The 18088-nt window shown below is 68.2% G+C and carries 18 protein-coding genes; 1 reads left to right on the top strand and 17 read right to left on the bottom strand.

Annotated features, from left to right (window positions below; genetic code table 11):
* Positions 1-65: 65 nt before the first annotated feature.
* From G3M62_RS00185 to G3M62_RS00145, 9 genes are all read right to left on the bottom strand, one after another.
* Positions 66-854 (bottom strand): dienelactone hydrolase family protein, encoded by a 789-nt coding sequence (locus G3M62_RS00185; protein ID WP_165183887.1) that lies wholly within the window; start codon positions 852-854, stop codon positions 66-68.
* 50 nt (positions 855-904) lie between these two features.
* Entirely contained in the window at positions 905-1378 is a 474-nt protein-coding gene (locus G3M62_RS00180; RefSeq protein ID WP_246263603.1) for a hypothetical protein, read from the bottom strand.
* Positions 1379-1452: 74 nt separating this feature from the next.
* On the bottom strand, positions 1453-1968 hold the full coding sequence (locus G3M62_RS00175; protein ID WP_165183885.1) for a DUF2939 domain-containing protein: 516 nt from the start codon (positions 1966-1968) through the stop codon (positions 1453-1455).
* A 48-nt stretch (positions 1969-2016) separates the two neighbouring features.
* On the bottom strand, positions 2017-2589 hold the full coding sequence (locus G3M62_RS00170; RefSeq protein WP_165183884.1) for a YcxB family protein: 573 nt from the start codon (positions 2587-2589) through the stop codon (positions 2017-2019).
* Between the two features lie 75 nt (positions 2590-2664).
* The gene (gene infB, locus G3M62_RS00165) at positions 2665-5775 is read right to left on the bottom strand and encodes a translation initiation factor IF-2 (RefSeq protein WP_165183883.1); all 3111 of its coding nucleotides are present in this window, start codon (positions 5773-5775) and stop codon (positions 2665-2667) included.
* 190 nt (positions 5776-5965) lie between these two features.
* On the bottom strand, positions 5966-6631 hold the full coding sequence (locus G3M62_RS00160) for an RNA-binding protein (RefSeq protein WP_165183882.1): 666 nt from the start codon (positions 6629-6631) through the stop codon (positions 5966-5968).
* A 54-nt stretch (positions 6632-6685) separates the two neighbouring features.
* On the bottom strand, positions 6686-8380 hold the full coding sequence (gene nusA / locus G3M62_RS00155; protein WP_165183881.1) for a transcription termination factor NusA: 1695 nt from the start codon (positions 8378-8380) through the stop codon (positions 6686-6688).
* A gap of 2 nt (positions 8381-8382) precedes the next feature.
* The gene (rimP, locus tag G3M62_RS00150) at positions 8383-9000 is read right to left on the bottom strand and encodes a ribosome maturation factor RimP (protein WP_165183880.1); all 618 of its coding nucleotides are present in this window, start codon (positions 8998-9000) and stop codon (positions 8383-8385) included.
* Between the two features lie 105 nt (positions 9001-9105).
* Entirely contained in the window at positions 9106-9300 is a 195-nt protein-coding gene (locus G3M62_RS00145; RefSeq protein WP_165183879.1) for a hypothetical protein, read from the bottom strand.
* Positions 9301-9397: 97 nt separating this feature from the next.
* On the opposite strand from G3M62_RS00145, the gene ppa reads away from it, so the two are divergent.
* On the top strand, positions 9398-9931 hold the full coding sequence (gene ppa / locus G3M62_RS00140; RefSeq protein WP_007663173.1) for an inorganic diphosphatase: 534 nt from the start codon (positions 9398-9400) through the stop codon (positions 9929-9931).
* A gap of 65 nt (positions 9932-9996) precedes the next feature.
* Here ppa and trmB read toward each other — a convergent pair whose 3' ends face one another.
* From trmB to miaB, 8 genes are all read right to left on the bottom strand, one after another.
* Positions 9997-10677 (bottom strand): tRNA (guanosine(46)-N7)-methyltransferase TrmB, encoded by a 681-nt coding sequence (gene trmB / locus G3M62_RS00135; protein WP_165183878.1) that lies wholly within the window; start codon positions 10675-10677, stop codon positions 9997-9999.
* Between the two features lie 115 nt (positions 10678-10792).
* Positions 10793-12016, bottom strand: a complete 1224-nt coding sequence (gene metK / locus G3M62_RS00130) for a methionine adenosyltransferase (RefSeq protein ID WP_165183877.1) — start codon at positions 12014-12016, stop codon at positions 10793-10795.
* Between the two features lie 125 nt (positions 12017-12141).
* Positions 12142-12579, bottom strand: coding sequence for a helix-turn-helix domain-containing protein (locus tag G3M62_RS00125; protein WP_165183876.1), 438 nt, complete (start codon positions 12577-12579; stop codon positions 12142-12144).
* 53 nt (positions 12580-12632) lie between these two features.
* Complete coding sequence (lnt, locus tag G3M62_RS00120; protein WP_425483859.1) at positions 12633-14189, bottom strand: apolipoprotein N-acyltransferase; 1557 nt, start codon at positions 14187-14189, stop codon at positions 12633-12635.
* 32 nt (positions 14190-14221) lie between these two features.
* A complete protein-coding gene (locus tag G3M62_RS00115) occupies positions 14222-15148 on the bottom strand; it encodes a hemolysin family protein (RefSeq protein ID WP_165183874.1) in 927 nt (308 codons plus the stop codon).
* Between the two features lie 10 nt (positions 15149-15158).
* On the bottom strand, positions 15159-15629 hold the full coding sequence (gene ybeY / locus G3M62_RS00110) for an rRNA maturation RNase YbeY (RefSeq protein ID WP_165191152.1): 471 nt from the start codon (positions 15627-15629) through the stop codon (positions 15159-15161).
* Between the two features lie 18 nt (positions 15630-15647).
* Entirely contained in the window at positions 15648-16592 is a 945-nt protein-coding gene (locus G3M62_RS00105; protein ID WP_165183873.1) for a PhoH family protein, read from the bottom strand.
* Positions 16589-17941, bottom strand: coding sequence for a tRNA (N6-isopentenyl adenosine(37)-C2)-methylthiotransferase MiaB (gene miaB / locus G3M62_RS00100; RefSeq protein WP_165183872.1), 1353 nt, complete (start codon positions 17939-17941; stop codon positions 16589-16591). The genes G3M62_RS00105 and miaB overlap by 4 nt, the downstream gene beginning before the upstream one ends.
* Positions 17942-18088 lie beyond the last annotated feature (147 nt).

Here is an 18088-nt window from a genome sequence, read left to right as displayed (position 1 = left end):
CGGGGAGAAATGGAAGGCGGGGTGTCTAGGCGCGTGACGGGCGAATGTCCAGTGCGCCGGCCGCCTTAGGCGCCCGTTCGCTCCTTGAAGAAAGCCAGGACCTTTCGATAGACCTGCATCGTTTCGCCGTCCGGGTCGTCACGGTCCAGGTGCACGGTCAGCACCGAATGCGGCGGTTGGCCCGTGCCCTGCTTGGCCACGCTGTCGGGCAAGGTGATGGCCTCGACGCGCGACCCAAGCTCGCGTTCCAAGGTCTGGAAGCGGGCGCAGGGCACGTGCTTGTCGCCCTCGAAGCGCAGGGCGATCAACGACAGGTTCTCGGCCTCCATGCGGGCCTTGGCGATCGCCAGCTCCTCTGGCGAGCAGTCCAGCTTGCCGCCGCTCTTACCGCCGGCCGGCAGCGAGGGTTGGGACAGAACCGGGGCCACCACCGACGGCTCGGTCATCATGGCCAGGGCGAAGCCGCCGGTGAAGCACATGCCCACCGCCCCCACGCCCTGGCCGCCGCACTCGGCGTGGGCTTGCCGCGCCAGAGCCCGCAGCCAGTCGACGATGGGGCTGGAGCGGTCGCCGGCCCACAGGGAGAACTCGCGGCCCACGCACAGCAGCTTCAAGGTGGTGGCGGTGATGTAGCCCTTCGAGACCGGCTTGGTCGGCTTGCCGAACAGGCTGGGGCAGAACACCGTCATGCCCTCGGCCGCCACGTCGCGGGCGAATTGCAGCACCAGGGGGTGGAGGCCCGGGATTTCGTGGATCACGATCACCGCCGGCCCGGAGCCGATACGATAGACCGGCCGCTTCCAGCGCCCGTCGTCGAACTCGAACTTCGTGAAGCCCGCCAGCGCGTCGCTCATGTCCGCCCCCCGCCCTTTCAAGGAGCATGGCACGAAGCCGCCTTTCGCGCCTAGCCCGGCCCGTTGTCGCCGGCCCAGTCCTCCATCGGATCGGGATGGTTGCCGGCCGGCAGCTTCCATTCGCCCCGGAACGAGAAGTCCAGGGTGCCGCACAGGCGGGTCGGACCGCCCTTGGGATCGTCGCCGAACGCCTGGACGCGCAGGTCCTGATGCACGGCCAGCCGGCTGAAGCTCAGCCATAGCCGCTTGGCCCCAGGGCAGAAGGCGCGAATGTAGATCTTGCCCTGCTCGAACTTGGGATCGATCTCGTAGAGGGCCGCGTCGGCGTCGACGCCGCTCATGGCCTTCAGCCCGCCGGGGCCCAGGTCCTTCTCACGGCCGTCGATCACCCGGCCCTGGACCGGCACGCCCGTGGCCAGCACCTTCACGACCCGCGTCCCCGTCAGCTTCTTGTCGAACAGCACGGTCAGTCCCGCCCCGGTCAGCCGCTTGGCGTCGGCCGAGATCGGGTCGTACGAGTACATCTTGCGCTCGGCGTGGGCCGCGCCCGTCGTCAGGCCGGCCAGCACTAGGCCAAGGGCGATCGCCGTCCCTGGCCTCACAGCTTCAGGCGCAGCTTGGCCGTTTCGGGATCGAAGCCCGACAGCCGCCAGGTCCCGTTTTCAAGGGTGAAGGTCAGCAGGCAGGGCCCGTCCTTGCTCTTGGCGGCGCAGACCTGGTCCGAACCGATGTAGCGCAGGCCGGCGGCGATGCTGATGCGGTCGGGGATCGGCTTGTCGGGGGTGTAGCCGTAGTAGTTGGCGGCGTAGCGGAAGGTCTCGGGCTGGACCAGGGCCTCGCCGGCGATGTCGGCGGCCGGGCCGGCCAAGGCGATGGCCGCCGCCTGCCAGCCGCCGCCGATGCTGGAGCCGCGCGCCTTGCGCACCAGCTCGCTCTCGATCTCGGCCTTCAGGGCCGGGCGATCGACGCGAGAGTCGAAGGCGGCGTGGTCGTTGTTGCGGATCGCCACCAGCAGGGCGTGAACGTCGCCGGCCGCGTCGTAACGGGTGGCCGTGGCGCAGGCGCTCAGGGAGACCGCGGCGAGGGCGAGGGTGAGAAGGGCTCGAATGCGCATGGCCCTACGGTTAGGCCTGAAATCGGGCGATTTCCAGTCCGGGCGTTGTCAGGGCCGCGCGACGCCCCACGGCCCGACGTCGGCCTCGACCAGGGCGACAGCCTCGGGACTGCGGACCTTCGCCTCCGCCGACAGCTTTCCAAGGCAGTCGGCCAGGAAGGCGCGTTCCTGCTGGCGGTCGGCGAAGAAGCGGGTGGGTAGGAACCAGGCCTGGCCCGAACCGATGAACAGCCAGGCCGCGTTGCCTGGCGCGATCTGCGACACGCCAGACCACGCCACATGGGTGGAGGTAAGGTCGCCCTGCAGAACCAGAACCTGGTCCTCGATCCTGTACGTTATCGCCGACGCGGCCGGCACGCCCCGCGCCATCCAGGCCTTGGGGACGAGGGTTCGGCAATAGCGGTTCCAGACGAACAGGGCGGCGACCGTGAAAAGCAAGACGCCAAGCCACCCGGAGCCGGGATAAAGGGTCTCGAACAGCCATGACACGGCAAGGTCGCCGACCAGCATGATGGCGATAAAGCCCCACTGGGCGAACCGCATCCGCCCCAACAGATGCTTGCTCAGCGGCTTGCACGCCTTTTGGTTCTCGAAGATCCCGATCTGGCCGCTGACTTCCACGCACACCCCCAAACGCAAGAAAGGCGCGGACTTTCGCCCGCGCCTTTCTCTTTAAGCTGAAGCTTGATCGAACGCCTAGTCGAGCTGGCGCTTGATCTCTTCGACCGTGAAGCACTCGATCACGTCGCCGACCTTGATGTCCTGGAAGCCCGCGAACATCATGCCGCACTCCTGGCCGGACGGGACCTCGTTGACCTCGTCCTTGAAGCGCTTGAGCGTCTGCAGCGTGCCCAGTTCCAGAACGACGATGTCGTTGCGGATGATCCGGACCTTGGCGCCCTTGCGGACCACGCCTTCGGTGACCTTACAGCCGGCGATCTTGCCGACCTTGGAGATGTCGAAGGCCTGCAGGACTTCGGCGTTGCCGAGGAAGGTTTCGCGCTGGATCGGGGCCAGCATGCCCGAGAGCACGCCTTTGATGTCGTCCAGCAGGTCGTAGATGATCGCGTAGTAGCGGATCTCGACACCTTCGCGCTCGGCCAGCGCCCGCGCCTGGGCCGAAGCCCGGACGTTGAAGCCGATCAGCGGCGCGCCGGCGCCCTTGGCCAGCATCACGTCGCTTTCGCTGATCGCGCCGGCGCCCGACAGGATGATCCGCGCGCGGACCTCGTCGGTCGACATGGCGTCCAGCGAACCGATGATCGCTTCGGCCGAGCCCTGCACGTCGGCTTTGATGACCAGCGGCAGTTCGCGGTACTTCTTGTCCTGCAGCTTGGCCATCATGTCGGCCATGCTGGTGGCGCCCGCGCCGACCGGATGCATCGACTTCTCGCGCTTGAGACGGATGCGGTACTCGGTCAGCTCGCGCGCCCGGGCTTCGTTCTCGACCACGGCGAAGCTGTCGCCGGGCGAGGGCACGCCGTCCAGGCCGAGGATCTCGACCGGGGTGGCGGGACCGGCTTCGGTCAGTTGCTCGTTGCGCTCGTTCAGCAGGGCGCGAACCCGGCCGAACTGGCTGCCGGCCACGACGATGTCGCCGCGCTTCAGCGTGCCGCGATTGACCAGCACGGTCGAAACCGCGCCGCGACCCTTGTCCAGCTTGGCCTCGATCACCACGCCGTCGGCGGTGCGGTCGGGGTTGGCCTTCAGGTCCAGCACTTCGGCTTGCAGCAGGATGCGTTCGATCAGCTCGTCCAGGCCCTGGCCGGTCTTGGCCGAGACTTCGACGATCTGGGTGTCGCCACCCAGGCTTTCGACCACGATCTCGTGTTGCAGCAGCTCGTTGACCACGCGCGTGGAGTCCGAGCCGGGCTTGTCCATCTTGTTGACGGCCACGATGATCGGCACTTCGGCGGCCTTGGCGTGTTTGATCGCCTCGACCGTCTGCGGCATGACGCCGTCGTCGCCGGCCACCACCAGGATCACCAGGTCGGTGATGTTGGCGCCGCGAGCCCGCATTTGCGAGAAGGCCGCGTGACCCGGGGTGTCGAGGAAGGTGACCTTCTGGCCATTTTCCAGACGCACCTGATAGGCGCCGATGTGCTGGGTGATGCCGCCGTGCTCGCCGCCGGCCACGTCGGCCTTGCGCAGCGCGTCCAGCAGGCTGGTCTTGCCGTGGTCGACGTGACCCATGACGGTGACGACCGGGGGCCGGGGCTCCAGGTGATCGTCGATGTCCTCGGCGCCGATGAAGCCTTCTTCGACGTCGGCTTCCGACACGCGACGCACGGTATGGCCAAATTCGGTGGCCACCAGCTCGGCGGTGTCGTTGTCGATGACGTCGTTGATCTTCAGCATCACGCCCTGACGCATCAGGAACTTGATGATCTCGACGCCGCGCACGGCCATCCGGTTGGACAGCTCCTGCACGGTGATGACGTCGGGAATGACGACTTCGCGGCTGACCTTGACGACGTCGGCGGGACCGCCGCGGCGCTTTTCCTTCTCGCGTTCACGGGCTCGGCGAACCGAGGCCAGCGAGCGCATGCGGTCGGCGGAGTCTCCATCGCCGGCCACGGTCTGGATGGTCAGGCGACCTTCGCGGCGAACCGGCGCGCCCTTGGCGCGGCTGACAGCCTTGCCGGGGGCCGCGGCCTTGCGGCGATCATCGTCCTCCTCGGGCTTGCGACCGACGTCGCCGCCGGGGCGGGGCGCCGAACGGGTGGCGCGCTGGATTTCCGGCGTGGCCGGAGCCGAGGCCGGGACGCCCGGACGGGCGCCGCGCGGACCGCCGGGACCCGGACGGGCGCCGGGCGCCGGACGCGGGGCCAGGGCCGAATAGCGGACGGTCTGGGTCGGGCGGTCGCCTTGCGGACGGTCGCCCTGGGGCCGATCGCCTTGCGGGCGGTCACCCTGCGGACGGTCGTTGCGATAGCCGCCCGCGCCCTCGGGGCGGGGACCACGCGGCGGACCACCGGCGTCGGGACGCGGGGTGCGCTGGTTGTACGGGCCGTCCTGGCGCGGGGCGCGCTGGTTGAACGACGGACGGTCCGCGAAGTTGGGACGATCACCCTGGGGACGGTCGCCTTGCGGGCGATCACCCTGAGCGCCCGGACCCGGACGATAGGTGGTGGTCGACGAGCGGTCGTCGCGACGGTCGCGGCTGGGCTCGTAGGTGCGGGTCTGACCGGCGGCCGGAGCCGGAGCCGGGCGCGGAGCCTCGGCCCGGACCGACGGCGCGGCGGGCGCGGGCGTCGGAGCCTGGGGCGCGGGGGCCTGCGGAGCGGGCGCGGCCGGAGCCTGGGCCACGGGCGCCTGGACGACCGGAGCGGCGGGCGCTTCGGCGGCCGGAGCCGGCGTGGCGGCGGCCTTGGCGGCTGCGGCGGCCTTGGCGGCGGCTTCGCGAGCCGCGGCTTCGGCGGCCGCGGCGCGGGCCTCGGCGGCGCGGCGCTCGGACGCCTGGCGTTCTTGCTGTTCGCGAGCGGCCTCGATGGCGCGCTGACGGGCCACCATCTCGCTTTGCGACAGACCACCGGCCGAACCACCGCCGCCACCGCCGCCCGAAGACGACTGCGGACGCGGGGCGTCGTTGCGACGCTCGGCCGAGGACGGCGCGGCGAGATTGCCGGCCGGCGGCACGTGCGGACGCACGCGCTTGGTTTCAACCACCACCGTCTTGGTGCGGCCGTGGCTGAAGCTCTGCTTCACGACGCCGGCGCTGACAGACCCTTGACGGGGCTTCAGCGTGATGGGCGCTCGCCCGCCGGGGTTGGAACCAGGCCGACCGTTATCGTTCTCGTCGCTCATGCGCTCGCTTGTACTTCCGCCGGCGGCAGCCGGCCAAAAACCGTTTGATCCATGTGAGAAAGGGGCCTGGACGTACTTCCCGAAGGAAGCGCGTTTCCCGACCCTTAACTCAGGAGCGGATCACGCTCCTCGTTTCAAGTTCCAGACCTCTGTCGCCGACGAATGAAAGCCATTCGTCGAGGCCAGGGGCCTAGGCCTCCTCGCGCCAACTCGCCGACCAACTCAAGGGAAGGAGTGGGCGGAAGCCTGATAACCGCTCGACGTCCAAAGTCCAGCGATCAGTGCCGCGCCCGGCAAGAAGCGCCGTGTGTATCACATTCTCCCCGCCCAAGGCCAAACCCAATTCGTCTGACGTGAACATCCCGCAGATTTTGGGGCTGTTCGGGGCCTTGTGGACCGCGGTGAGAATCTTTCGGCGACCGTCAGCGGCGCCGTCGGACGCCTCGATCAACCAGGCGGTCTGCCCCGACGCCAGGGCCGAGGAGACCTTTTCGAAGCCTGAGATAATCGTTCCGCCGCGCCGTGCAAGACCCAGCCCGTCCAGAACCCGCCTGGCCAGCAGCCGTTCCACCTGGTCGGCCAGATCGGCCGGAGCGGTCAGCTTGGTCTTGGCCGAGCGCGAGAACAGGCCCTTCTTGGCGGCCGCGCTGATCGCCTCGCGGTCGGCCGCCACCCACATGCCGCGGCCGGGCAGCTTGCGCGCCACGTCCGGCACGACCGTCCCGTCGGGCCCGACCACGAACCGCACCAGACGCGCCTCGTCGCTCGCCTCGCCCAGGACGATGTCCTTGCGCTGGCGATTGGCTTCGGCGTGGGTCTTGGCCACGGGGGTATGGGGCGCGTCGGCGTCGGTCATGGGTCTCTAAAAGGCGCCGGGCCTCCCACTTTCGTGAGAGGCCCGGGTCTTGGATCAGTCTTCGGTGGTTTCTTCGGCGGCGCCTTCAGGCGCTTCCTCGGCGATCTCGTCGTCCGAGGCCTCGGCCGGCTCCTCGCCCGCCTCTTCCTCGTACACGGCCTCTTCCTCGATATATTCCGGCTCGGGCGGGGCCTCGACCCAACCCATGACGATGCGGGCGCGCATGATCAGCGCCTCGGCGTCTTCCGGCGACAGGTTGAAGCTGTCCAGGATGCCGGCTTCGCGCGTGCGCTCGCCGTCCTTGGTCTCGAACCAGCCGCGCAGGTCGTCGGGGATCAGGCCAGCCAGGTCCTCGACCGACTTCACATCGCCTTCGCCCAGGGCCACGGCCACCGGCAGGGTGACGCCCTCGATCTCGAGCAGGCTGTCCTCGACGCCCAGTTCGACACGCTTGGCGTCCAGGGCGGCGGCTTCCTTTTCCAGGAATTCGCGAGCGCGGGTCTGCAGCTCGTCGGCGGTCTCGTCGTCGAAGCCTTCGATGGCCGCGATCTCGTGCGGCTCGACATAGGCGACGTCCTCGACGGCCGCGAAGCCTTCGGTGACCAGCAGCTGGGCGATGACCTCGTCGACGTCCAGGGCTTCCTGGAACAGGGCGGTGGCCTCGGCGAACTGCTTCTGACGGCGCTCGCTCTCCTGGCTTTCCGTCATGATGTCGATCTGCCAGCCGGTCAGCTGGGAGGCCAGGCGGACGTTCTGGCCGCGGCGGCCGATGGCCAGCGACAGCTGCTCGTCGGGCACCACGACTTCGACGCGCTCGTCTTCCTCGTCCATGACGACCTTGGAGACTTCGGCCGGGGCCAGGCCGTTGACGATGAAGGTCGCCTCGTCCTCGGACCACTGGATGATGTCGATCTTCTCGCCCTGCAGCTCGGCCACCACGGCCTGCACGCGCGAACCGCGCATGCCGACGCAGGCGCCGACCGGGTCGATGCTGCTGTCGTTGGAGATCACGGCCATCTTGGCGCGCGAACCCGGGTCGCGGGCCACGGCGCGGATCTCGATGACGCCGTCATAGACTTCCGGCACTTCCTGCGCGAACAGCTTGGCCATGAAGCCGCCGTGGGCGCGCGACAGCATGATCTGCGGGCCCTTGGTCTCGCGACGGACGTCGTAGATGTAGGCGCGGATGCGGTCGCCGACGTTGAAGTTCTCGCGCGGGATCGACTGGTCGCGGCGCATGATGCCTTCGCCGCGGCCCAGGTCGACGATGACGTTGCCGTATTCGACGCGCTTGACGCTGCCGTTGACGATCTCGCCGGCGCGATCCTTGTACTCGTCGTACTGGCGCTCGCGCTCGGCTTCGCGGACCTTATGCATGACGACCTGGCGGGCCATCTGGGTCTGGACACGGCCGATCTCGAACGGCGGCAGGCTTTCCTCGTAGACCTTGCCGACCTCGGCGTCGCGCCAGGTGCGCTTGGCCGACGACAGCTGGACCTTGCCGATCTCGCCTTCCAGCTCGAAGTCGTCCGGCACGACCTCGATCACCCGCTTCTGGGTGGTCTCGCCGGTGCGCGGGTCGATCTTCACCCGGATGTCGTGCTCGGCGCCGTAGCGGGCGCGAGCAGCCTTCTGCAGCGCGTCCTCGATCGCCTCGATGACGACTTCCTTCTCGATGCCTTTTTCACGCGCGACCGCGTCGGCGATCTGCAGCAGCTCGAGGCGGTTGGCGGAGATGCCGATAGCCATGGTCAGTCCTCTTCACTTTCGGACAGGTCAATATCGTCGTCGGCGTCGTCGCCGAGATCTTGGTCGTCAGCGTCGTCGCCCTCGGCGTCTTCGCCTTCAGCGCCCACGCGAGCAGCACGCTGCTTGGCGCCGCGCTTCATCAGTTCGTCGTTGAGCACCAGCTTGGCGTCGACGATCCATTCGAACGGAAAATAGACGGTGGTGTCGTCCTCGCCCTCGAGGTTGAGACCCACCTGATCGTCCTCGACGCCGGCCAGCTCGCCCTTGAAGCGCTTGCGGCCTTCGGCGACGCGGTCCAGCTCGATGCGGACTTCCAGCCCGGCATAGGTGTCGAAGTCCTTCAGTCGCGTCAGCGGGCGGTCGACGCCCGGGCTGGAGACTTCCAGGGTGTATTCGCCGCTGATCGGGTCGGCGGCGTCCATGATCTCGGAAATGGCCCGCGACAGCTTGGCGCAGTCCTCGACGTTCATGTCGCCATCCGGCCGCTCGGCCATGATCTGCAGCCGGCGCTGCTCGGCCCCGCCCATCAGGCGCAGGCGAACGATCTCGTAGCCGACGGACTCGGCGACGGGATCGAGCAATTCGACCAGACCGATATCTTCCTGCGTCTTCCCGCGCACGGTTCTCTCAACTCACTGGGCCGGTCGTTCAGCTCCCAAAAGGTCAAGCTGGCGAGCGGCCAAAGAAAAAGCGGCAGCCTTTCGGGCCGCCGCTCGAAAGCGCTATCAGCGCTGACGGACGATGTAGGAGCTATATAGCGCGATGTTCGGGCCGTTGGAAGCCCCTGCTTGGGGGCGGTCCATCGTCGGAATTTTCCCGATCCGCCCGAAGTCTTCGCACCGCCGCCCGCCAGGACGGTGATCAACGCGGCCGACGAGGGTCATGAATTCAGCCCAGATCGCGAGCTTGGCGGCATCCATCGCCGTAACGGGCTTCCGCGCCGCAACATTTGTGGCCTATAAGCGCCCCCGCGCAGGCCGCCTCCCCGCGGACCCAAATCCCTGAAGAAGAGTCACAATGGACCTCTCCAAGATCGCTATCGGCGTGAACCCGCCCTTCGACCTCAACGCCATCATCGAGATCCCGCAAGGCGGCGAGCCGGTGAAGTACGAGATCGACAAGGAAAGCGGGGCCCTGATGGTCGACCGCTTCCTGCACACCGCGATGTTCTATCCGGCCAATTACGGCTTCATCCCCCACACCCTGGCCGACGACGGCGACCCCGCCGACATCATGGTCGTGGGCCCGACCCCGGTGGTGCCCGGCGCGATCATCCGCTGCCGCCCGATCGGCACGCTGATGATGGTCGACGAAGCCGGTTCGGACGAAAAGATCCTGGCCGTGCCGGTCGACAAGCTGCACCCCTTCTACACGGGCGTGAACAGCTGGCGCGACCTGCCGGTGATCCTCACCGAGCAGATCGCCCACTTCTTCCAGCACTACAAGGATCTGGAAAAGGGCAAGTCGACCAAGATCACCGGCTGGGCCGACCTGGAAGAAACCGCCGAGATCATCCGCACGGCGATCAAGCGTCACGACGAGAGCTACTGAGCCTTAGGCTCGGGCGTTTCGCGAAAATCGGGCCGGCGTCGTTCGCGACGCCGGCCCTTTTCGTTTCAGGCCCTGACGAAGTCCAGGAACACCGGCGCGCAGTCGCCCAGCTTCTTTTCCTCATAACGCGTGGTGACGTGGTCGGCGGGCGCGGCGTTGCGATCGGCCGTCTCGTCGGCGAAGCGGAAGGCCGGATCGGCCAGCACCCGCTCGACCGTCCACTCGGCGTAGTCGGCCCAGTCGGTGGCGAAGCGGAAGGCCGCGCCAGGCTTCAGCACGCGCGCCAGCTCGGTCACGAAGGCCGGCTGGATCAGGCGGCGCTTGTTGTGCCGCGCCTTGTGCCAGGGATCGGGGAACATGATGAACAGGCGATCGATGCTGGCCTCTGGCAGCCAGCCGACCACGTCGCGGGCGTCGCCCTCGTGGATGCGGACGTTCTTGAGGGCCTGCTCCTCGACATGGCGCACGGCGCTGGCCACGCCGTTGACGAAGGGCTCGGCGCCGATCACCAGCACGTCGGGGCGCTTGCCGGCCTGGGCGGCCATGTGCTCGCCGCCGCCAAAGCCGATCTCCAGCCAGACTTCCTGGGCGTCGGGCATCAGGTCGCGCGGCGCGAACGGGGCGGTCGGCACGGCGATCTCGGGCAGCAGGGTGTCGAGCAGGGCCTGCTGGCGCGGCTTCACCGGCCGCGACTTCAGGCGGCCGAACGAGCGCAGCGGCCCGTGGGGCTGGGTGGGGTTGGTCATGGGCGGGGTCTTAGAGCTTTGAAGCCGAAATGAAAACGGGCCCCGACCGGATGATCGAGGCCCGTTGATACGGTCGGGGACACACGCCTGCGTGTGTCCCCCTATCGGGTACGGCTTACGCCAGGCCCTTCAGCTCCGACACCAGGTCGGTCTTCTCCCACGAGAAGCCGCCTTGATTGTCCGGCGTGCGGCCGAAGTGGCCGTAAGCGGCGGTGCGGGCGTAGATCGGACGGTTGAGCTGCAGGTGCTCGCGGATGCCGCGCGGCGTGGCCCCGCCGATCAGCTGAGGCAGCAGCTTTTCCAGCTGGGCCGGATCGACCTTGCCGGTGCCGTGCAGGTCGACGTGGAACGACACGGGCTGGGCCACGCCGATGGCGTAGGCGATCTGGATCGTGCAGCGATCGGCCAGGCCGGCCGCCACGACGTTCTTGGCCAGGTAGCGGCAGGCATAGGCGGCCGAGCGGTCGACCTTGGTCGGATCCTTGCCCGAGAACGCGCCGCCGCCGTGCGGGGCCGCGCCGCCGTAGGTGTCGACGATGATCTTGCGGCCGGTGACGCCAGCGTCGCCGTCCGGACCGCCGATCTCGAAGCGGCCGGTCGGGTTGACCAGCCACTGGGTCTTCTTGGTGATCAGGCCGTCCGGGAAGACGGGCAGGATGTGCGGCTTGATCAGGTCGAGCACGCGCTTGGAGGTCGGGGCCTTGCCGCCGATCTTCTTCTTGTGCTGGTGCGAGACCACGATCGAGACGACGCGAACCGGCTTACCGTTACCGTCATATTCCAGGGTCACCTGGCTCTTGGCGTCGGGCTCGAGTTCCGACAGCTCGCCCGAGTGGCGCAGCTGCGCCAGGCGGCTGAGAATGTTGTGGCTGTACTGCAGGGTGGCCGGCATCAGCTCCGGGGTTTCGGTGCTGGCGTAGCCGAACATGATGCCCTGGTCGCCGGCGCCCTCTTCCTTCTTGTCCGAAGCGTCCACGCCCTGGGCGATGTGGGCCGACTGACCGTGCAGGTAGCAGGCGTACTTGGCCTTCTCCCAGTGGAAGCCCTTCTGCTCGTAGCCGATGTCCTTGATCGCGGCGCGGACCTTGGGCTCCAGCGACTTGATGATGTCCTTGGTCAGCTGCTTGTTGGCCGACTTGTCGCCGCCCGGCTTGCCGGCCCGCACTTCGCCCGCCAGGACGATGCGGTTGGTGGTCACCAGGGTCTCGCAGGCGACGCGCGCCTCCGGATCGGCGGTCAGGAAGGCGTCGACGACCGTGTCGCTGATCCGGTCGGCGACCTTGTCCGGGTGACCTTCGGAAACGCTTTCACTGGTGAAGATGTAGGAAGAACGGCTCAAGGATCAGCTCCGGACATGACGCCGCCCGTCCGGACGGCTCGCCCGACGGACTAATCTCGAACATATAAAGATAGGTTTATGTCCGCAAGCGCCCTGGCGGCCTTTCGCCGGAGTCGAGTCCCAGATCAGTCCTGGGACTCTTCCTCGACCAGGTCCTCGGCCATCGACCGGACCAGGTCCAGGATGCGCCGACGCACACGGGACTTGCCGATGCGCGGGAACAGCGCGGCCAGTTCCAGACCTTCCGGCGTCATCAGGAAATCGTGCACGAACTGCTCCGAGCCGTTTTCCTCGAAGCCGTCGACGTCGGTCGGGTCGGCCAGGCCTTCGAAGAAGTAGGACACCGACGACTGCAGGCTCTTGGCGATCTCGTACAGCTTGGAAGCGCTGACGCGGTTGGCGCCGCGCTCGTACTTCTGCACCTGCTGGAAGGTCAGGCCCAGGTCGTCGGCCAGACGCTCCTGGCTGACGCCGAGAATCTTGCGGCGCATGCGGATCCGGGCGCCGACGTGCAGGTCGACCGGATTGGGGGAGCGTTCTTGGTCAGGGGTGGTCGTGTTCATGCCGTTTCAATCACTGGGGGGAAAAGCCACGGTTATCTGGAAGCTTGTCTGTTTCAGTTTGGGACTTTTTCCAAGCCTCGACCTCCTGGAACGCGAATCGCTGCGACGAATGAAACCAAAAGCAGCAATCCGAAGGGCCAGTGCCCAAGCTTGGAGAACAAGGTCGGCGAACTGGTTCCGCTAACCTTACCGTCGATTACCCCTGATTCGCCAAGTTTCAAGCGGGCGCCGGGCACAATTCGTCCTTGCGAGTCGATCAGAGCCGACACGCCGGTGGGCGTCGCGCGGATGAGGGGCAGGCCTGTTTCGATGGCGCGGTAGCTGGCCAGGTTCAGGTGCTGCAGCGGTCCGGACGTCACGCCGAACCAGGCGTCGTTCGAGACATTGACGATGGCGCGCACGCCCGGGACCGGCTCGGCCAGGCGCGGGAACAGGCTCTCGTAGCAGATCAGCGGCTGGACCAGCAGGTTCGGGGCGATGCGCAGCGGCGCCGGCGCGGGCCCCGTGGCGAAGCCGTCGCCCAGGTGCGCCATGCTCTTGACGCCCAGCTTGGTCATCAGGGCGTCGGCCGGCAGGTATTCGCCGAACGGCACCAGGCGGTGCTTGTCGTAGATCCCGACCACCACGACGTCGTCGGTCGTACGGCGCAGGGCCACCAGGCTGTTGTAATAGACCGGCTGGTCGGGCGTTCCCTCGTAGCGATAGCCGCCGATCAGCATCAGCTGGCCGGGCCGCAGGGCGTCGACGATCGCCTGGCGCACCCAGCTGCCGGGGACTATGTAGTCGTTGATCGCCGCCGGCAGGGCGCCCTCGGGCCAGATGACGATGTCGGCGGGCTTGCCGGCGTAGGGCCGGGCGGTCAGCGAGACATAGGTCTGGACGATCTGGGCGAAGCGCCCGGCGTCCCACTTGGATTCCTGCGGAATGTCGGCCTGGACGATGCGGACGGTGGGCGCGTCGGGGCCGGGCGGGACGGGGCGAGGAAGGACGGCGCCCCCGATGTAGAGGACCGCCAGGGTCGCGACCGCCGCGCCCACGGCGATCCGACCGCGCCGGCCCTCGCGCCACACGGCCGGGGCGGCCGCGACGGCCAGGGTGATCCAGGTCAGGCCGTAGGCGCCGACCAGGGCGGCGGCCTGCGACGGCGCCGAACCCGCTCGCCAGGTCTCGCCCGGCAGGTTCCAGGGAAAGCCGGTCAGGATGTGGCCACGCGCCCATTCCAGCAGGGCGAAGGTCCCGGCGAACACCAGCACCCGCCGCACGCCGGCGGGACGGATCAGGCGATAGAGCACCGCCGCCAGGCCCCAGAACAGCGCCATGCCCGCGGCCATGGCGGCCACCGCGAACGGCGCCATCCAGCCCTGGTTGGCGGCGTCGACCATGAAGGCCTCGGCGATCCACCAGGTGGAGAGGGCGAAATAGGAAAGCCCCATCAGCCAGCCGCGCAGGAAGGCCGAGCGCAGCGGCCGGGGACTGTCGATCGCGTCGAGCAACCACAGCAGCACCGCATAGCCCAGCAGCCCGGGCAGAAAGCCGAACGGCGGATGGGCCAGGGCGGCGGCCAGACCGGCCAGCAGAGCCAGGCCCCGCGTCCGCGCCCACAGCGGCAGGGAGGGCGTCAGCTTCGGCAGGGCCGGCAGCTTCACGAAGCGGCCACGCGGCCAGGCTCGTTCGCCGCCTCGGTCTCCAGAGTGACGGCCGGACGCACCCGCACCCGACGCACGCGACGCGGATCGGCCTCGACGACCTCCAGGTCGAAGCCGGCCGGATGGGCGATCACCTCGCCCCGCTGCGGCACGCGGCCGGCCAGGGCCACCACGAGGCCGGCGACGGTGTCGATGTCCTCTTCCATGTCCGGCGGCGCCAGGTCGCGATCGAGGGCGGCTTCCAGGTCTTCCAGCGGCGCCCGGGCGTCGACTTCATAGAGGCCGCCAGGGCGGGCGACGATGCTGGAGACCTGGGCGTCGTCGTGCTCGTCGTCGATCTCGCCGACCACCGCCTCGATCAGGTCTTCCATGGTCACCAGGCCGTCGGTGCCGCCGAACTCGTCGATGACCAGGGCCATGTGGATGCGGCTGGTGCGCATGCGTAGCAGGAGATCGGCGGCCCGCATCGAGGCCGGCACGTACAGCGCCTCGCGCCGCAGCCGGTGCAGGATCTGGTCCGTGGTCCCAGGGCGCTTTTCTTCATTGGCCAGGAGCCGGAACACGTCCTTGACGTGGACCACGCCCACCGGGTCGTCCAGCGTCTCGCGATAGATCGGCATCCGCGAGTGCTCGGCCTCGGTGAACTGGGCCACCACCGCCTCGAACGGCGCGGCGACCTCGACGGCGACGATGTCGGCGCGCGGGGTCATCACGTCGGCCACCCGCAGGGTCTGGAAGGCCTCGGCCTGGTCGACCATGTCGACTTCGTGGACCAGGGCGGGGTCGGCCGGGCGCGAGACCTCGGCCAGGCCCGGCACGCCCCGGCCCGCCAGGTCCTTGCGCATCTTGCGGAAGAACGCCCGCACGCCCCGGCTCAAGCGAGCCGGACCGGCGGGCGTGGAACTCTGGTCGTCGCTGGGCATGCCCTAGAGATTATCCCTCGCCAGACGCGGGTTCGGCATAGGGGTCGGGGATGTCCAAGCCCGCGAGAATCTCGCGCTCGAACGCCTCCATGGCCTCGGCCTCGCCGTCGTCCTGATGGTCGTATCCTAAGAGATGAAGCACCCCATGCGCCACCAGATGTTGCAAGTGGTGCGCAAGAGGCTTGCCCTGCTCGACCGCTTCGCGCTGGCACACCCCGAAAGCCAGGGCGATGTCGCCGATCTGACCTTCCGGATTCGCCTCCGGATTTTGGGGCGACGGGAAGGACAGCACGTTGGTCGCATAGTCCTTCTGGCGGAAGTCGCGGTTCAACGCCCGGACGCTGTCGTCGTCGGCCAACAGGATGACGATCCCTTGCCCCTCGATGTCCTCGTGGGCGTCCAGCACGGCCTGCGCGGCGCGCCAGACCAGGGCCTCGACCTCGGGCTCGACCTTGGTCCAGGCCTCGTCCTCGATCTCGATGTCGACGGTGATGGTCATCTAGCGGGTCGTCGTCTGCAGGGCGTCGGCGTCGTAGGCCTTGACGATGCGTTCGACCAGCGGGTGGCGCACCACGTCGGCCGAGGTGAAGCGCGACACCGCCACGCCCTCGACGCCTTCCAGGATCGACACCGCGTGGGCCAGGCCGGAATCGCGGGGATTCAGCAGGTCGACCTGGGTCGGGTCGCCCGTCACCACCATCCGCGCGCCTTCGCCGAGGCGCGTCAGCACCATCTTCATCTGCAGGCGCGAGCAGTTCTGGGCCTCGTCGACGATGACGAACGCATGAGCCAGGGTGCGGCCGCGCATAAAGGCGATCGGGGCGACCTCGATCTCCAGCTTTTCCCGACGACGACGCAGCTGGTCGGCGCCCATGATGTCGGTCAGGGCCTCCCAGACCGGGGCCATGTAGGGATCGACCTTCTCGTTCAGGTCGCCCGGCAGGAAGCCCAGCTTCTCGCCAGCCTCGACGGCGGGACGGGTCACGATCAGGCGATCGACCTCGCCGCGCAGCAGCATGCCCGCCCCTTGCGCCACCGCCAGGAAGGTCTTGCCGGTGCCAGCCGGGCCCAGGCCAAAGCACAGCGGATGGCTGGCCATGGCTTCCATGTAGCGGGCCTGGCCCTTGGTCTTGGGCGAGACCGAGCCCTTGCGCACGGCGCGGGGCGAGGCCTGGCCGCTGGCGCTGTGAGCGTCGCCCACCGCCACGCGCACGTCGGCCTCGACCACCTCGTCGTCGTGGTCGGCGCGCTGGGCCAGGGCGTTGATCGCCCGCTTGGCGCTGGAGCGGCCCTTGACGTCGCCGGTGATCGTCACCCCGCCGCCCGGGGTCTCGATCAACACCTTGAAGGCGTCCTCGATCAGGGCGGCGTGGCGGCCGTTCGGGCCGGAAACGGCGCGGACGGCGGTGTCGGACAGAGGCAGGAACTCAGGCGTACGGCTCAAGCGGGCTCCGGAAGAGGTTGGGTCTCGAGCACGCCGCCCAGGCTCATCTTGGCCGACGACTCGATGCGGACGGGAACGATCTGGCCCAGCAGGCTGTCAGGGCCCACCGCGTGCACCGCCTGAAGATAGGGACTGCGACCGACGATTTGACCGGGGTTGCGGCCTTTTTTCTCGAACAGCACCGGCATGACCTTGCCGACCTGCGCCGCGTTGAACGCCTTCTGCTGCTTGTCGAGCAGGGCGTTGAGACGATCCAGGCGCTCGGCCTTGACCGCATCGTCCACCTGGCCGGGCATGGCCGAGGCCGGGGTGCCGGGGCGGCGCGAATATTTGAACGAGAAGGCGCTGGCGAAACCGACCTCGCGGACCAGCTCCAGGGTCTTCTCGAAATCGCCGTCGCGCTCACCGGGGAAGCCGACGATGAAGTCGCCGCTCATGGCGATGTCCGGACGGGCGGCGCGGATCTTCTCGATCAGCCGCACATAGCTCTCGGCCGTGTGGTCGCGGTTCATGACCTTGAGGATCTTGTCGCTGCCGGCCTGCACCGGCAGGTGCAGATAGGGCATCAACTCCGGCAGCTCACCGTGGGCCTCGATCAGGTCGTCGCCCATGTCGCGCGGGTGGCTGGTGGTGTAGCGGATGCGGTCCAGGCCGGGAATCTTCGCCAGACGCCGAACGAGCTTCGCCAGGGTATAGCCGCCGCCGTCATAGGCGTTGACGTTCTGGCCCAGCAGGGTGACCTCGCGCACGCCCTGGTCGGCCAGGCGCTTGGCCTCGTCCTCGATGGCCTCCGGCGGCCGCGACCACTCCCCGCCCCGGGTGTAGGGCACCACGCAGAAGGTGCAGAACTTGTCGCAACCCTCCTGCACGGTCAGGAAGGCGCTGACGCCGTTGACCTGGCGCTCGGCCGGCAGGGCGTCGAACTTCTCGTCGGCGGCGAAGTCGGCCGAGAGGCGCTCGCCGGTCGCCCGGTGGGCGCGGGCGATCAGCTCGGGCAGTTGGTGATAGGCCTGGGGCCCGACCACCAGATCGACCGCCGGCTGGCGATGCATGATCTCCTTGCCCTCGGCCTGGGCCACGCAGCCGGCCACGGCGATCGTCATCTTGCCGCCGGCCTCGGCCTTGCGGTTCTTCATCTGCTTGATGTAGCCGAGCTCGGAATAGACCTTCTCGGTGGCCTTTTCACGGATATGGCAGGTGTTGAGCACCACCAGATCGGCGCCTTCCGGCTCGTCGACGACGCCATAGCCCAGCGGACGCAGGACATCGGCCATGCGCTCGCTGTCATAGACGTTCATCTGACAGCCGTAGGTCTTGATATAGAGGCGCTTTTGCGGGGTCTCGCTCATCGGGGCGTTATGAGCGCGGGGGCGGGCTTTCGCAAGGACGTGGAGGTCACACTTACCCCCTACGGGCCTTCGGCCGTCTTCCCCCAAAGGGGGAAGAGCCTAGAGCGTGAGGCTCCGCCCCCTATGGGGGCGGACAGACCGCGAAGC

The sequence above is a fragment of the Caulobacter soli genome, assembly GCF_011045195.1.
GTDB classification, from domain to species: Bacteria; Pseudomonadota; Alphaproteobacteria; order Caulobacterales; family Caulobacteraceae; genus Caulobacter; species Caulobacter soli.
This window is presented reverse-complemented; position numbering and strand designations above follow the sequence as displayed.

Excerpts from the sequence above, each read along its gene's own strand:
- G3M62_RS00185 (WP_165183887.1), bottom strand. The coding sequence starts at position 854 with ATGAGCGACGCGCTGGCGGGCTTCACGAAGTTCGAGTTCGACGACGGG.
- G3M62_RS00180 (WP_246263603.1), bottom strand. The coding sequence starts at position 1,378 with ATGTACTCGTACGACCCGATCTCGGCCGACGCCAAGCGGCTGACCGGG.
- G3M62_RS00175 (WP_165183885.1), bottom strand. The coding sequence starts at position 1,968 with ATGCGCATTCGAGCCCTTCTCACCCTCGCCCTCGCCGCGGTCTCCCTG.
- infB (WP_165183883.1), bottom strand. The coding sequence starts at position 5,775 with ATGAGCGACGAGAACGATAACGGTCGGCCTGGTTCCAACCCCGGCGGG.
- G3M62_RS00160 (WP_165183882.1), bottom strand. The coding sequence starts at position 6,631 with ATGACCGACGCCGACGCGCCCCATACCCCCGTGGCCAAGACCCACGCC.
- nusA (WP_165183881.1), bottom strand. The coding sequence starts at position 8,380 with ATGGCTATCGGCATCTCCGCCAACCGCCTCGAGCTGCTGCAGATCGCC.
- G3M62_RS00145 (WP_165183879.1), bottom strand. The coding sequence starts at position 9,300 with ATGGATGCCGCCAAGCTCGCGATCTGGGCTGAATTCATGACCCTCGTC.
- ppa (WP_007663173.1), top strand. The coding sequence starts at position 9,398 with ATGGACCTCTCCAAGATCGCTATCGGCGTGAACCCGCCCTTCGACCTC.
- trmB (WP_165183878.1), bottom strand. The coding sequence starts at position 10,677 with ATGACCAACCCCACCCAGCCCCACGGGCCGCTGCGCTCGTTCGGCCGC.
- G3M62_RS00125 (WP_165183876.1), bottom strand. The coding sequence starts at position 12,579 with ATGAACACGACCACCCCTGACCAAGAACGCTCCCCCAATCCGGTCGAC.
- G3M62_RS00115 (WP_165183874.1), bottom strand. The coding sequence starts at position 15,148 with ATGCCCAGCGACGACCAGAGTTCCACGCCCGCCGGTCCGGCTCGCTTG.
- miaB (WP_165183872.1), bottom strand. The coding sequence starts at position 17,941 with ATGAGCGAGACCCCGCAAAAGCGCCTCTATATCAAGACCTACGGCTGT.